11 protein-coding genes, 1 pseudogene and 1 CRISPR repeat array are annotated in these 15,404 nt (G+C 44.7%); of the genes and pseudogenes, 7 read left to right on the top strand and 5 right to left on the bottom strand.

Annotated elements, in window-relative coordinates; genetic code table 11:
• Positions 1–243: 243 nt before the first annotated feature.
• Positions 244–825 carry a leucyl/phenylalanyl-tRNA--protein transferase gene (gene aat / locus MICAI_RS08615; RefSeq protein ID WP_039899873.1) on the bottom strand — a complete coding sequence of 194 codons (582 nt, stop codon included), beginning with the start codon at positions 823–825 and terminating at the stop codon, positions 244–246.
• A gap of 34 nt (positions 826–859) precedes the next feature.
• Between aat and MICAI_RS08610 the strand changes: the two genes are divergently transcribed.
• Positions 860–1,201, top strand: coding sequence for a hypothetical protein (locus MICAI_RS08610; protein ID WP_008200482.1), 342 nt, complete (start codon positions 860–862; stop codon positions 1,199–1,201).
• Between the two features lie 235 nt (positions 1,202–1,436).
• On the opposite strand, the gene MICAI_RS08605 is transcribed toward MICAI_RS08610, so the two are convergent.
• The 3 genes from MICAI_RS08605 to pdhA form a co-directional block, all read right to left on the bottom strand.
• Positions 1,437–2,375 (bottom strand): glycosyltransferase family 2 protein, encoded by a 939-nt coding sequence (locus MICAI_RS08605; RefSeq protein ID WP_008200480.1) that lies wholly within the window; start codon positions 2,373–2,375, stop codon positions 1,437–1,439.
• A gap of 111 nt (positions 2,376–2,486) precedes the next feature.
• Positions 2,487–3,269, bottom strand: coding sequence for a hypothetical protein (locus MICAI_RS08600; RefSeq protein WP_008200478.1), 783 nt, complete (start codon positions 3,267–3,269; stop codon positions 2,487–2,489).
• 187 nt (positions 3,270–3,456) lie between these two features.
• Positions 3,457–4,491, bottom strand: coding sequence for a pyruvate dehydrogenase (acetyl-transferring) E1 component subunit alpha (pdhA, locus tag MICAI_RS08595; RefSeq protein WP_008200476.1), 1,035 nt, complete (start codon positions 4,489–4,491; stop codon positions 3,457–3,459).
• Between the two features lie 248 nt (positions 4,492–4,739).
• On the opposite strand from pdhA, the pseudogene MICAI_RS08590 reads away from it, so the two are divergent.
• A pseudogene (locus MICAI_RS08590) lies at positions 4,740–6,987 on the top strand (IMS domain-containing protein).
• A 439-nt stretch (positions 6,988–7,426) separates the two neighbouring features.
• Positions 7,427–7,744, top strand: a complete 318-nt coding sequence (locus MICAI_RS08585) for a KGG domain-containing protein (protein WP_008200471.1) — start codon at positions 7,427–7,429, stop codon at positions 7,742–7,744.
• Between the two features lie 232 nt (positions 7,745–7,976).
• On the opposite strand, the gene MICAI_RS08580 is transcribed toward MICAI_RS08585, so the two are convergent.
• Positions 7,977–8,525 carry a DUF2808 domain-containing protein gene (locus MICAI_RS08580; RefSeq protein ID WP_008200470.1) on the bottom strand — a complete coding sequence of 183 codons (549 nt, stop codon included), beginning with the start codon at positions 8,523–8,525 and terminating at the stop codon, positions 7,977–7,979.
• 529 nt (positions 8,526–9,054) lie between these two features.
• Positions 9,055–9,519: direct repeats of the CRISPR family, unit length 23 nt; unit sequence GTTTCCATTCAATTAATTTCTAA.
• A gap of 374 nt (positions 9,520–9,893) precedes the next feature.
• Here MICAI_RS08580 and cas10 point away from each other — a divergent pair.
• The 4 genes from cas10 to MICAI_RS08560 are packed head-to-tail and all read left to right on the top strand — an operon-like array spanning position 9,894 to position 15,388.
• On the top strand, positions 9,894–12,905 hold the full coding sequence (gene cas10, locus MICAI_RS08575) for a type III-B CRISPR-associated protein Cas10/Cmr2 (protein WP_008200468.1): 3,012 nt from the start codon (positions 9,894–9,896) through the stop codon (positions 12,903–12,905).
• Entirely contained in the window at positions 12,905–14,029 is a 1,125-nt protein-coding gene (locus MICAI_RS08570) for a type III-B CRISPR module-associated Cmr3 family protein (protein ID WP_008200466.1), read from the top strand. The genes cas10 and MICAI_RS08570 overlap by 1 nt, the downstream gene beginning before the upstream one ends.
• A gap of 6 nt (positions 14,030–14,035) precedes the next feature.
• Positions 14,036–14,815 (top strand): type III-B CRISPR module RAMP protein Cmr4, encoded by a 780-nt coding sequence (gene cmr4 / locus MICAI_RS08565; RefSeq protein WP_008200464.1) that lies wholly within the window; start codon positions 14,036–14,038, stop codon positions 14,813–14,815.
• Positions 14,816–14,824: 9 nt separating this feature from the next.
• Entirely contained in the window at positions 14,825–15,388 is a 564-nt protein-coding gene (locus tag MICAI_RS08560; protein ID WP_008200462.1) for a Uma2 family endonuclease, read from the top strand.
• Positions 15,389–15,404: the final 16 nt, after the last annotated feature.

Here is a 15,404-nt window from a genome sequence, read left to right as displayed (position 1 = left end):
AATACCATTTTTCTTTATTAGACTTCTTGCAGAAGTCAGGCAACAGGCAAAAGGCAACAGGCAACAGAAACAAGAATAGATGCTTTCAGCATCAGGATTGATTACTTTTTGACTTTTGCAAGAGGTTTATTTGCGTCACAACGAATGCAGGCTTGGCAAGCATTCGAGCGTGGGTGTCTGTCATGGATTGAGAAATTTGGTATAACTATACTATAAGATGACTGCTATCATCGGAAACAATACTTAAACAAAACGGCAATGCTTGAGCAGAGCGCTTTCCAGTCGGTGATGATATTCCTTTTCGGAGATAGTATAGGCCCCAAATCTAGCCAGATGGGGATTTTGCATTTGGGCATCAAATAGACAGAAATCCCGTTCTCTGAGGTGTTCAACTAACTTGACCATGGCTACCTTAGAACCATCGGGAATTTTATAAAACATCGATTCCCCGATAAAAACCCCGCGAATTGCTAAACCTAAAATCCCCCCCGCTAATTGATCCCCTTGCCAAGTCTCGAAACTGTAGGCCCAACCTGCTTGGTGTAATTGCTGATAGATTTGCATTAACTCCGGGGAAATCCAAGTCAGCGAGCGATCGGCACAACCGGCACAAACCCCAGCAAAATCGCGGTTAATAGCCACGCTAAAGCGATTTTGATTCAAAACTCGTTTTAGGGACTTGGGATACCTAAAACGCTGATTGAGAGGGATAAGAGCGCGATTTATACTAGAATACCAATCCAATCGCCCCCCCTCATCGGCCATGAGAAAGTAACCGCGTGCGTATCCTTGTATAATAGAGGCGGTATCCACGAATCCCCCCAAGAACTCAGTCTCGTAGCCTGATCATTCTCTAATTATGCCCGATTATCCCCCAGCAATTCCGCCTATTACTCTACCACCGATCGAAAATCCCCAACAGGAACAAACTTGGCTGCGCACGGCTTTGCATCGTTGGTTAGATGCAGAATTTATTCCCGAAGCTATTAATGAAACTATCGCTGAACGCGCTAGTCAAATTTTTCTGCGTCAGCGTTTGGAAGGAGAAAACGATCTCGGTAACTTGGTGATTGCGATCATTACCGAGATGCAAGCTTTTGATTTCCGCGAAAGTTTTTATAGTGAATTTGCCATCGCTAACGCCGTCAGTGATTTGATTTTAGATAGTTTAGGTATTGATCGCTGTTGTGGGCAAAGTTAGACAGTTTTTCTTTGCTATTGGAGTTTAATTTCTATTAGCGGCCCTGCTAATTTTTTTGTACGAATGGGGTAAGCTGCACTGCCTATTAGAAATTTTAGGACAAATGAGCAAAACCTCTCTCCTCGATCATAGACAGTCTTAACCAGTAATTTAGAGAGTCAACAGCTTATTGCTTATTTAAGAAGTTAACAAAATCTTTAATTGACAAGAATTAATTGATAGTTGTTTGAAAAGTTTAATTGATTTCCAACCCAGCGATCTCAGCGATTGTATAGGCTGGTCTGCCCTTAACTTCTTCGTAAATTCGACCGATGTATTCCCCTAATATGCCAATACTGATCAATTGTACTGAACCCAAGAAAAACACAGCGATCAAGATAGTAGCTAAACCGGTAACGGGAGAGTCGGGTTGCTGTAAGCGCCAGTAGAGAACCAGTAAAGCCATCAACAGGGCAATTAAAGCGGAAAATAGGCCCAAATAAGTGGAAAGACGCAGGGGAATCTTAGAAAAAGACACCAAGCTATTAATCGCTAAAGCTAGGGATTTTTTAAAAGTGTATTTGACTTCGCCAGCAAACCGGGGATCCCGCTCAAATTTAACAGCAGTTTGTCGGAAACCAATCCAAGCGCGCAAACCGCGAATATAACGATTCCGTTCTGGCATAGAATTTAATAGGTCCACTACCTGACGATCCATCAGACAAAAATCCCCCGTGTCCGCAGGGATATCCACGTCGGCTAATTGTCGCAGCAATCTATAGAAAACGTAGGCAGTTAGGCGTTTAAACCAACTTTCTTTTTTCCGTTTTGTTCTCTGGGCGTAAACCACATGATAACCTGCTTGCCAAGACTCAATCATTTTGGGAATCAATTCCGGTGGATCTTGCAAGTCGGCATCGAGGACAACAATAACTTGACCCCTAGCGAAATTAAGTCCTGCCGTCACTGCTGCCTGATGGCCAAAGTTACGAGCAAAGCTAATATAACAGACCCTAGCATCTCTTTCCTGTAGTTCCCGCATTAATTTTAAGGATCGGTCCCCACTGCCATCATTAATCAGAATCAGTTCCACAGAATCATCTAAACTATCCATGACGTCACTGACACGGCGATAGAGTTCTGGAATGGTTTCTTCCTCGTTATAAATCGGGATAATTAGCGAATATTTCGGCATTTTCGAGAGGCTGGACCGACGAAAGCAGGATTTTTATGGCGGCCGCTACGCTAAATATTCTGCCAAAGTATCGCTTTTGTCAACTTAATAGATTCCTGCTAGACAGTGCCTTTAAATGGCCAAAGAATGATCGAGCATTGCTTGCTGACGTAAACAATTCCAGTAGGCTGCATAGAGATCCGTCTGTTGACCGCGCAGGGAAGCGATCGCAGGTGCGGCAGGAAAAGGCCAGAGACGATCAAAAACCACTTCTCGATGAGCCAGACGAAACTGTAGCAAGTAAACGGAAGCAGGAGCCTGTAGATTATCCAGTAATTGCGCTGCCAGCCGATGTAAAGACTTCAGACTCTCTCTTTCCAGACTAATCGGTTGACTGTAGGCGTTAGGGATCATACCCTCCCCGATCACCTCACCGTATTCTAAACCCTTAGATGTCACCGTGATGGGCAACCAAAGATCCCCAAAAGAAGAATCTCCCTGACTGGTTTTATAGTGCAGGGTATGGGCAACCCAAGCGCGTCTTTCCTCGATATCCCGACAAGCTTGATAAACTTTTTTACCAGGAAAATTCACCCAATTGGGTAATTGAATTGTTAAGGGACACCAGATTAAATTATTTTGGGCAGTTTTACCCGACTCCATTTTTGACCACAAAGAAGCCGTCCCCGTCACCTCCACCGCTAGGGATTTAGGAACCGCATTTTTTAAGGCAATCACCATCTTTTCGGTAACGGGCGATAGCCGAGACATCTGACCACTGGCTTGAGCTTCGGCATTAACGAGAATGATAACTTTGTCCATTTCTTCTTGTGGGTTGGGTGAACTTGAACGATCAGCGGTGAGGTTGGTTAAGAATGCGAACTGACTGGGGTTCAATGCTTCTGTAGTCGCCATGGCAAAAGCTATTTCTCTGGATTTTAGCGAATTATACAAGAGCGCAACTATTTTTTACGGATTTTTTCAACAACAACCATCTTCAAGGCGGGATTTTTCTGCTCCCCCTCATAGAATACCTTAAGTAATCAGTGATCACTGATTACTGATTACTCAAATCTGAATAACTGGTAACTAATCACTGAAATTACTCGTCTTCGGCGAAAATAAAGCGAGTTAGTTCACTAGGATCGGGTTCGGGGCTAGATTCGGCAAATTTAACCGCTGCCTCGATTTCAGCTTGAATTTTCTCCTCGATTTCTTTTAATTCTTCTCTCGTGGCCAGATCTCGCTCGTAGAGGTAGGCGGCAAAGCGCGTGATCGGATCCCTTTCGCCCCAGAATTGTTTCTCGTCAGCACTGCGTAACTCGTCGGGATCTGCCAAAGAGTGACCCCGGAAACGATAGGTTAAGGCTTCAATCAAAGTCGGCCCCTCACCGGCGCGGGCGCGGGCTACAGCCTCTCTGGCGGCGGCATGAACAGCGACCACATCCATACCGTCCACTTCCACACCGACCATACTAAAAACACTGGCTTTTTTATAGATTTCCGGTTGAGAAGTGGCTCGATCGTGGGCCATACCGATCGCCCACTTATTATTTTCCACCACATAGATAATCGGCAACTTCCAGAGGGCGGCCATATTCAGACACTCAAAAAACTGGCCATTATTACTCGCCCCATCGCCAAAGAAACAGACCGTTACCTGATCGGCACTGGCATCCCCCATAGCCTCGCGACGGTATTTACTTTGAAAAGCTGCCCCGGTAGCGACGGGAATCCCCTCGGCCACAAAAGCGTAACCCCCTAAAAGCTTATGTTCGGCGGAGAACATATGCATGGAGCCGCCCCGTCCTTTACTACAGCCGGTAGCTTTGCCGAATAACTCCGCCATTACCTCCTTAGCGGGAACTCCTGCACTGAGGGCGTGGACGTGATCGCGATAGGTGCTAGAAACGTAATCTTCTCCCTGACGCAAGGCCTTAATAATACCGCTAGATATCGCTTCTTGACCGTTGTAGAGGTGGACAAAACCGAACATTTTGCCCCGATAATACATTTCGGCACATTTATCTTCAAACATCCGCCCCAAAACCATATCTTCGTATAGGCGAAGACCTTCAGCTTTGGTAATAATGATGGAAGCAGGATTAAAGGTTGGTAAAGTACGTTCGGAAATCATAGGGTCTGTAGTATCATTTAGACAACAAAAAAGCAAGGGTAGAGGAAGCGGTAGATTTTTCGAGAATTCTGGCAGTGAATTTTTTAGGCTCAAACCAAGGGGTTCGAGTGGATTTTCTCTCTCAAATCTAACCTTAGTCAGTCAGAGATTGGCTAGGATAAGATGGTATCTTGTTATTTTACTCGCTCCGCTCTCACTTACATCACTTAATTCACTAAGGACTCTCCAGAGTTGAGGTACAGCTAACCGTGCGAATTCCTCTTGACTACTACAGGATATTGGGAATCCCCTTTCAGGTGAGTGCCGAGCAAATTGATTTGGCCCACGCCGACCGGGGACGGCAATTGCCCCGTCAAGAATACAGTCAAACAGCGATCATCGCCCGTCAGCACTTGTTAGATGAAGCTTACCAAGTGTTAAGTGATCCGGATCGCCGTCGTGATTACGATGCCCAATTTTTCGACCCCAACCCCTTGCTTCTCAACCCAGAAAGCAGCGCCGAAGACCTAGATTCTCAGGGTGGGGAGGTGGCCGCCGCTTCCCCGGAATATCCCACTCCCCAGATTACCATTGCCCCCGCCGATCTGGTGGGAGCTTTGCTCATCCTGCAAGAGTTGGGAGAATACGAGTTAGTGATTCGTTTGGCCGAAACTTATCTAGATTTAGAGCCAACTACTCGCCCAGACATGATCTTAACCTTGGCTTTGGCCTACGGGGAATTGAGTCGGGAATATTGGCAGGATAAAAATTATGAACAGGCCGCCAGCACTGCGGCCAAAGCCCTGACCTGGTTGGAACAAGAACAAATGTTCCCGCAAGTGGCCAGCGAGATTCGTCATGATTGCGATCGCCTGCGTCCCTACCGGGTTCTGGAATTGTTATCCCAAGAAAAAAAACCCGGTCTTGCCCGTCAGCGCGGCTTAAATCTCTTGGAGGAGATGTTGGCCGCGCGCGGCGGTATCGATGGCCCCGGCGATGACCGCTCTGGGTTGGGGGTGGATAATTTTTTACGCTTTATTCAACAGTTACGGGTTTTTTTAACTCAGGCCGAACAGGAGAAAATCTGGGCAAAAGAGGCCCAACGCCCCTCGGCGGTGGGTAATTATCTGCTGGTCTATGCCTTGATCGCCCGCGGTTTCGCCCAAAAACAACCCGCCGCTATCGTTGCGGCCAGCCAGCGCCTGCAGCAATTACAAAAACATCAGGATGTCTCCCTTGAGCGCTCGATCTGCGCCCTGCTGCTCGGTCAAACCGAACAGGCAAGCACAATTTTAGAAAAAAGTCAAGAGCAGGAAATATTAAATTATATTAAGGAACAATCCGGGCAATCTCCCGATCTTTTACCCGGATTATGTCGTTATGGCGAGCGTTGGTTACAAACAGAAGTTTTCTGCCATTTTAGTGATTTAGTCGAGCAGAAAGCCTCACTCAAAGAGTATTTTGCCGAGGAAGACGTACAAAATTATTTAGAAGAATTGTCAGGTTTTCCTGACGAAAAAGTTCCCGTGTCGGTTCAGGAAAAGGTTGGCGAACCTTTAGAATCGGAAGTAACTGTTCTCAAAACCCACACCCCCCCCACCCCATTTAAACCCAGTGCCAGGAGCGACACCGATGAGGGAATCTGCTTATTCGTCTTCCCACTCTCGTCCCCAAAAACCGTCTTTAGCTAGAGTTAACGGTGAGCGGACAAGCACTGCTGTATCTGCCCTGAGAGCCAACCCTCAGCCGGAAACTCTCACCCCCTATACTCAGGGTACTGTGGTGGTGACGGCAGCCCATCATCCACCGGCAGTTAATCCCCCCCGTCGTCGTCCCCGTCGCCCGCACCCCCCAGCGGCGGGCAACTCCCAGCAAGCGGCCCCAGAAACGGTAAAAACCGCCCTAGTCCCACCGAAACGCAGACGACCGGCCCGCAGAAAGCTACGACTCGATCGAGTGGCGATATTGGCAGTAGGATTAGTGGGAACGCTGGCGGTTTTGTCCCTGGGGGTGAAGGCAATTGTCGATAGTCAATCCCCTTTGGCAGCCTTGCAAGGGGAACAGTTACCGATTTCTCTGCATACTCCCATACTGGAAATTCCCTCAGCCAACGCAGAAGTGATCGAAGGGACTCCCTTGGGCAAGGGAACAGCTAAGGAGACGATTCAAGCTTGGTTAGTGGCAAAATCGGCAGCTTTTGGCAGTGAACACCAAAAAGAGCAATTGCAAGAGGTTTTAACGGGTTCGGCCTTAGAAATTTGGCAAAAACGGGCGGCGGCTCTACAGAGAAATAACTATTGGCGCTACGATCATCAGGTGGATGTGCGATCGGTTACTAATAATGCCAAAAATCCTAATCTAGCGACGGTGGAAGCGATAGTCAACGAAAAGGCCATGTATTTCTATAATGGCAAGGAAATTGTCGAGCGTTCCTATAATGAGTCCTTGAAGGTGCGCTATGATTTGGTACGGCAAGGAGATAAGTGGTTAATCGCAAAAACCCAAGTTTTACCCTAATTTTTCCCGATTAAATCCCCCAAAAAACCTCGGAATTATGAATTATGAATTATGAATTCGGAAGTGGGGAGATGGGAGATGGGAGCAGGGAGAAAAAAGCTGATCCCTGATTACTGATCACTGATCACTAAATTCCGACTGCCCCAAACCAAGACTTTGTACCTCACCATTAAGATAACTTCTATATCTTTAGACTGATAAATGCTCGATTTGCTTAATATTTTTTAACATAAAATACGCCCTTTGATTGCTGTAATTAGTTCTCTAGAAGTCAAGCTAATGAGTTATGATCGTGGATAGGAATTCATAGTTCTTAGAGGAAAAAAGCGGGGCGATCTCAATTTTTTGCCCAGCCACAGGATCATGATTTTGATGTTTTAAAAATCTCGCATAAGTCTTTAAGAACTTTTAAAATCAGCATTCACACAGGAGGGATATTATGACAGGTAAGAGTAAACGCGGTTTTGCCTCTATGGATCAAGCTAAACAACGGGAAATCGCTAGTAAAGGCGGTAAAGCTGCTCATCAAAAAGGTACAGCCCACGAATTTACCTCCGAAGAAGCCCGGGAAGCGGGACGAAAAGGCGGGGAAGCGGTTAGCCGAGATCGCGCCCACATGGCGGCTATTGGACGGGAAGGGGGCAAAAATTCCCACAAAGGCAGTGGCAAAAACACAAACTCTGGCGAAAATTCCCCAGCCAACGAGTCTGTAGGTGAAAATTCCTCAGATTTTAGCAACTCGGAAGCAAATAGTTGACTTTGGTTGACTTTTTCTCGGACTAACAGGGTGTTGGGGTTTTGGGATATTAGGGACTTGCGTGGGAATAATATCCCAATTGATCGGGGGGCGCAAGCTTTGCGCCCCTACAGTAACGGATTTTGTCCACAATGTAGGGGCGAACTGCGTTCGCCCAAAAGGTACATTATCAAAGCGCAAGTCCCTTAGTGGAATTTCCCCATTTCCCCATTTCTCTATCGCCAATAAATACTTAGGGTTCGATACTGACAATCCAAGTACCAACGTAGAGACGGACGGGAATATTGCCGGAGGCAGTCACATCACAGGTAAAGTAATAAGTGCCTAATTCGGGATTTCTGACATTAGACATGACGATTTCAACTTTGCTGGTCGGATCGATCGCTTGTTGGGGGACAATTTGAATAACGCGACCATCCTTATCCCAAACCACTTCCTTTAAAGGCAAAGATTTACCGTTGATGCGTACCTGAATTTTATTGGTGTCAAACTGGCCGTTAAAATAATCGGGATAGGAAATAAAAAAAGCCGAAGCCCCTTGGGAGAGTTTTTTCGCAGGGATATAGAGTTTATAACGATCCATTTGGCGGGGACGACCACCGAATTGCAAGAAATAATCTAAGATATCCTTGCGATCGACTCCGCTAAAAATTGTTAGGCCGGGGTTGCCATTGGCTAAAGTTATTTTTGGTAAAATAATCCCCGCACCCACCGCTAAGGATAGAGCAATCAAAGCGGGTGCTTTAGCATATTTAATTACTTTTGTCAAGACTTTTAACATAAATTTTAACCCAAAGTGAGGGGGATGGTGACGGCCGCAAGGAGCCTAATACAGTTCAACTGTAACAAAACTCGCTCGTTTCTTACCTAGACCTTTGCCAGTCCGATAAGTGTCTTTCAGTAAACTGCCTCGACCCGCTGCGAGCGATTGTCTGATAGTTTCTTCCGCCAAATAATCCTAAAAGTGTCGCCCAGTAAGCATTTTACTATAGCTTTTTTCAGTCTGCTGAGGTACAAAATTTCTGGGTTTTAGGCAAAGGGGAAGAAAAATAGCTGTACCTCACTAGCTTAGGAAACGCCATATATAAGTACCTAAGCAAAATTAATTACACATCCAAATCGTCAGCAGTTACTCCGTCAGCTTTTTGCTGTGATCAGTAAACAGTGAACTAAAAACTCAAATCTGATCCCGTCTCCTGTCTCCTGTCTCCTGTCTCGACTGGGAAATTAATTTTGCACGACTACTTATTTAGGGTTTCCGGCAAAAAGTTTAAAGAAGATTTAATCGCACTGGTGGGAGTCGAGATTTTGTTTCCATTCAACTAATTTCTAAGCGCGAGTAGAGAGGCAACTAATAATACTCAATAAAACGCAGCAGTATTGTCGTTTCCATTCAATTAATTTCTAAGCGCGAGTAGAGACTAAAATTATAGGGTAAGGTCTAAGACGATTCTGTTACAAATGTTTCCATTCAATTAATTTCTAACTGCGAGTAGAGAGTAGGGTTAATTCATGAATTAACCCTACAAATGTTTCCATTCAATTAATTTCTAAGCGCGAGTAGAGAGTTCATTAAGAAAAAACACAAACATATTAGGAGTACAGTTTCCATTCAATTAATTTCTAAGTGCGAGTAGAGAGAAAAGCCTCTAAATACCGGTTCGCCCTCGACCTTATCTTTCCATTCAACTAATTTCTAAGCATAAGCAGAGAGTCGGGCAGTTGAAAACTTGAAGTCGGGAGAATCCATTTGTTTCCATTCAACTAATTTCTTCAGTGAGTATAGAGATGGGGTTAATGTAACATTACTATAAATATCTTGTCAAGTTTCTATTCAATCATCCTATAAAGTCGCCCTAAAAGGGCGAGGCTTTAAACCCAATTTTTCGGTAAATCAGCCATATAAACCGCCAAAATCTCCAGACTGTGGTAGATCGAGGGATTTTACCAGAAACCGAGGTTGTCTGCTCCCAACACTATCCAAAGCTAATAATAATCATATAAAAAAATCTATACCACCAGAAACTTAGACAGGATCAGCTTTTGAAGCTTTTTAAAAAAAATCTTCAAAATATCGTGTTATCTCTAGCGGTTCCTAGGGCATATTGAATATAGTGGGAACATCGGTCAGCAAGGAGTTGAGGCGTTTATGGCTCTAGGATACTGGCAAGCGAAAATCTGGGGATTACTACACGATCCCGTCTTCAAGGCCCTACATAGCAACTCAGGACGCGGTGATAACAGCTTCTGGAGAGATTTAGAAGTAATGAAGTTGTGGGGAAAACATAATCCCGAAGAATCGACTAAAAAAATTCTCAAACAAATCAAACTAGCTGACTATATCACCTCAGCCAGCGATCGATCGGCGATCGGTAGTTTAACCCAATTCGTTAACTACGATCAACAAACAGGTCTAGAATTGCGTCACCTCCTCTCCGGAGAACCCTTAAATCTCAAATTAGCCGACGCAAATCACCAACAAATTGCTTCTAACCGCACAGATTACTTAAAAGAACAGGAAAAACGACTATTTAACCAAATTCCCGCCAGATTACGCACAGGAATCTTAGAAAACGAAGCTAAAGAACTATTTTGGTGGTTATGGCGCTGTCTTCCCCAAGCAGCGGCGAAATTACTCGATGACGAAAATCTGCTCCTAATGCCCGCCGAAACCAGAATACCGGACGGATCGATCTGGAGTCATGCTAGTTTAACGGCGGCCATTGCCGGGACTCTAGCGGGATATGATCTCACCTCCGAGGATGTGGTCAATAATTGGCCGACGGGAAAACAATTATCCCACCCTTATCTCGTTAGTTTTACCTTTTCCCCAGTCCAAGAACTAATCAAAGCCAGCCGCAAAATGGGCGATTTTTGGGCAGGTTCTTGGATTCTGCACTATTTATCTGCTCAAGTCTGCTGGCAACTCGCCCAACAATACGGCCCCGATAGTTTGATCTATCCCTCTCTCTACGCACAACCCTTAATCGATCAATGGTTATTAGAAAAATACGCCGATTTTAGCTCCTGGATCGACCCACCGGGCGATCGACAATTACTAACCGCCGGATTTCCCAACATTATTATCCTCCTCTTGCCCAAAGATAAAGTCGCGGCGGCTATGCAAACCGCCAAATCTAGCCTATTAAAACAATGGAAAGAAATTAGTCGGCAAGTTTTCGAGAAATTGGCAAAACGTCACTGGATGCCCAAATTAAAAGAAAATAGTCGTACCTGGGACAGTTGGTTAAATGCCCAATGGCAAACCTATTATGTGGGGGTTCCCATCGGTAGAGAAGACCAACCCCTCATCAGTGGCGAAATTTACAAAGAAACCGAAAATATCGACGAAAATCAAGCCGAAGCCCCAGAAAAAGCGCAAAGCTGGCCAGATAAACAAAACGAACTTTATAATCTCTACGATCAAAAAGCTCTATTTTTAGAAAAAGAGCAGGAATTTCTGCAAAAAGCCGGAGAATTAGCTCATCAGAAGTGGAAAAGACCTCCTTTTAGTTCAAATGTTGGTTCTTGGTGGAGTAGTGCTGTCGAGCAAAACCTTTCTGCCCTTGCTGCCGTCAAAAATGCCCGCGATTGGCAGATTCCCACCGCTTTCGGTCCCCGTTCCACCATTTCTGGACTCGGACCCGTCGTCCATCCCGATGGTGACAACGATTGGATTAGCGAAAAAGCAAGCAAAGAATACTGGAAACGAAATGCCGGATTATTCGATGGGATCGAACAACTCAACGCCACCGAAACCGTTAAACGCGGATTACACCTAATCCTGCCAAAACTCTTAAAAAATAGCGACCAAGAGCGTCTAGATGCCGCTTATCCCGATTTAACCGTGGGAGTCGCCGGTTATCTCAAAATAGGTGGTGATATCGACCATTTCCATCGAGTTTGTGGCACCATCTCCCGTAGGCTAAGAAAAGACGGTAAAAATATTCCCTCAGCACTTACCCAACCCTGGGGAATCCCCTACATTGACGATCACATCGAACCGGAATATAAACGTTATCACCCTCGATTTCTTAATGCGGGATGGTTAGTAGAAGAACTAGAGATTGCCGATGAAGAAGTGGCTAATTATCGCCATCAATTAAGCCAATTAATTGACCAAAACTATCCCAACAATAACCCGGCTGATTGGTATGTTATCGCCGCAGGAGATGGTGACGGAATGGGGGAATGGTTAAAAGGCCAAGAAATGAAACCCTATCGAGAATATATCGCTAAGTCACTTCATCAATACGCCGATCATCCCCCGACCGAAACCGATACCCTAGAAAAAGAAGTACAAAAAGCTTTTGGCGATTTTGTCACCCTCAATAAACCCATGGGGCCATCTACCCATAGCGCCCTCAGTCGCGCCCTTTTAGACTTCTCTAATCAACTCGTTCCCTACCTCACCGAACAACGCTATGCAGGACGCTTAATCTATGGTGGCGGTGATGATGTTCTCGCCTATACTAATCTCTGGGAATGGGATAAATGGTTATGGGATATCCGCCAATGTTTTAAGGGAGAAAAAGACCCCCATGGCGAATTTAATAACGCTGGTGACTATTGGCAATGGCAAGGCGAAAAACCTCCCGAAAATCTCGCCAAACGTCCCCTATTTACTATGGGAAAGCGGGCGACTATCAGTTTCGGTATTGTCATCGCTCATCATTCTGTCCCCCTCGCTATCGCCCTAGAAAATCTCTGGGAAGCTGAGAAAAAAGCCAAGGAACACGCCTATAAAGGCTTTGACGGCAAAAAAGTCAAAAAAGATGCCGTACAAGTGCGCGTTCTCTACGGTAACGGTAAAGTCCTAAAATCTACGGCTAAGTTTGATGTTTTCCCTCTCTGGCAAAAACTTTTGGCCAGTAATTCCGATGCCAGTTTATTCGAGGCAGTGGCCGGCCTTTGGCAACAGCATCCTGTACCAATGATAGAAGCGATCGAGGTTTGGGTCAAGGCGTTCTCTAGCCGTCGGGAAAATCTAACAACAGACAACAGAGAAGCTTTTCAAAAAGACCTAAGCAACTTTCTCAAACATCTTTGGTTAACCACGGAAAATGATCCTAATGATCTTAATGAAGCCGTGCGTAGCTGGATGAAATTAGCGGCTTTTATGACTCGAAAAAGAGAGATTAAGATCGGAGGTTCCATTTAATGTATTGGTACACAATCACTCCCCTAGATGTTCTTCTCCTACGCGATGCCAAACCCTTTAGCCCCGGAGAAAGAACCTGGACCGGAAGTACATTTCCCCCCAACGGTCACACGATCGCCGGTGCTTTAAGTGCTTTACTAGATCGCTCTAAAAATAGCTATTTTAAAATCACCGGTCCATTCCTATCCTTTGCCGGAGATACTTTATATCTACCCCGTCCTTTAGGATTCGCCAATTCTGACCCATTAATTCCTATTTCTTGGAGTGATAATTTAACTATTTCAAAAAACCATATATTTTGGGATCGATCGAAACCTGCCCCCTTAGCTAAGGCTAAACCTCACAAAAATTGCCAAAATCGAGAAAATGAAGCGGAAGAAGAGAACGAAAGTAAATATCGTCAGTATCTACCTTGTGAAGTTATTCTCGATTATTTAAAAACAGGAGCGATCGACCCTTGCCAATGGTTAGTAAAACACAAAGGAGAAGATAAACCCTGGCAAGAAGAAATTCGTTCCCATAATGCCATGAAACCGGGAAGTAAACAGGTAAAAGATGCCGATGGATACTTTGTGGAAAAAGCGATCCGAATGCTACCCGGTTGGAGTATAGCGATCGGAATTGATGTTAATATTCCCACTCCCACAACTTTGCGGTTAGGAGGAGAAGGACACCGAGTTATACTGGAAAAATGCGATAATTTAGGTCAACAATGGCAAAAATTAAAACAAAAATCCGAGGAGAACTTTAAACAAATAAATAAAGCGATCGCCTATCTCGTTACCCCTGGTATTTTTGAACGCCGTCACGATAATAATCAAGCCATTTGTCACTCTTGGCCCTGGGAATGGAAACTCGCCCATACTGTTAATAGTAATCAGAAACCGGGCAATCTAGTCAGTGTCGCAACCGATCGAGCTATTCCGATCAGTTGCCGCATTCAATCAAAAGAAAATATTAGCATTCCCGCCCCCCAAGTCTTCGCCGCCCCCCCGGGTAGTCAATACTATTTAAATCAACCCGATCGCCTATTTCAAGATCGGCCCGATAGCCCCGAATATCACCAACGCTGGCGCAAATTAGGCTACTCGGAATTACTTTGGATCAACTATAAAGGAGAATGATTAATCATGAACTTAATTCACTTTTATCTACTTTCTCCCCTACACACCGGAGGCATGACTCAAGAAGGCAATCTAGTGGGTATTGCTCGTGAATCCCATACCACTTTACCCTATATTCCCTCCAGTACAATTCGCGGGAAAATCCGTTCTTTAGCTACCGAAGAAACCCTAAAATTTAAGTTATTCGGTAATGAAATCGATAAAGGTGCAGAAAACTTGGAACAGGGAGACATCTGGATAGGAGATGGCTCGATTCTCTGGTTGCCCATCTCTTCTCTAAGTCACGGTGTCGTCTGGATCACTTCGCCTTTACTTCTCCGTCGTTGGACAAGATTAACTAATCCTCGTCTGACAATTCCCCCCGAATATAGCTGTAGTTTTAAAAGAGCTAACAGGAACGTCTATCTCAAGGATGCCATTCTCAAGGATAATGATCTAAAAGACTGGTCAACTTGGTCAAGTTTTATTCCCCAAAACTCTGTCAGCAGTGGCATTAATCAAGTCTTAGTATTACCGGATCAGCATTGCACGACTCTCATTCAAATGAGTTTATGGCGACAAGTTAAAATTAAATTAGATGAGCATAAATCCGTCGATGGTGGACTTCGTTATGAAGAAGCTATTCCCCCCGACACCTTAATGTATTTTCCTTGGGGTGTCACCTCTCAAGCTAATCAAACCAAACAAAAATCACAAGCTGATTTTAAACGGTTATTAGCAAATAATGACATTATTCAAATCGGTGGGCAGGAAAGTTTAGGACGCGGTTTTGTGCAACAATTGTAGAGGTAATTTATGACTGATAATCTTGCCCTAGCTAAATGGTCAGTGGTCGATTATCATCGCATGATTGCGGCGGGAATTTTAATCGATCGGCGTGTAGAATTACTGAATGGAGATATTCTCGAAATGAGTCCAGAAGGCCCTTTACACAAAGATAGTGGAGAAGGATTAGCCCACTTTCTCCGTCAACGTCTCAAGGATAAAGCATGGGTAAGAGAAGTTGGACCCATTACCCTAGAAAACTCGGAACCTGAACCGGATATTGCTGTAGTTTTTCCCCCTCGTTCTCGCTATCGAGATCATCATCCCTATGCCGATGAAATTTTTTGGTTAATCGAAATTTCTGACTTAACTCTCAGTAAAGACTTAACAGAAAAAAAACGCATCTATGCCCAAGCTGGTATTGCAGAATATTGGGTAGTTGCCATCAAAAATCGAGAGATTTATGTTTTCCGTCAACCGATAAATTCTGATTATCAATATCAAGAAAAATTTACTACAGGAACTTTATCTGCCGCCGCATTTCCCGATATTTTCATTTCTCTTGATGACCTTTGGTCAGGGAATATTTTTTAACTTTTGGAGCCAAAAT

The organism is Microcystis sp. T1-4, from assembly GCF_000297435.1.
In the GTDB taxonomy this organism is placed as follows: domain Bacteria; phylum Cyanobacteriota; class Cyanobacteriia; order Cyanobacteriales; family Microcystaceae; genus Microcystis.
This window is presented reverse-complemented; position numbering and strand designations above follow the sequence as displayed.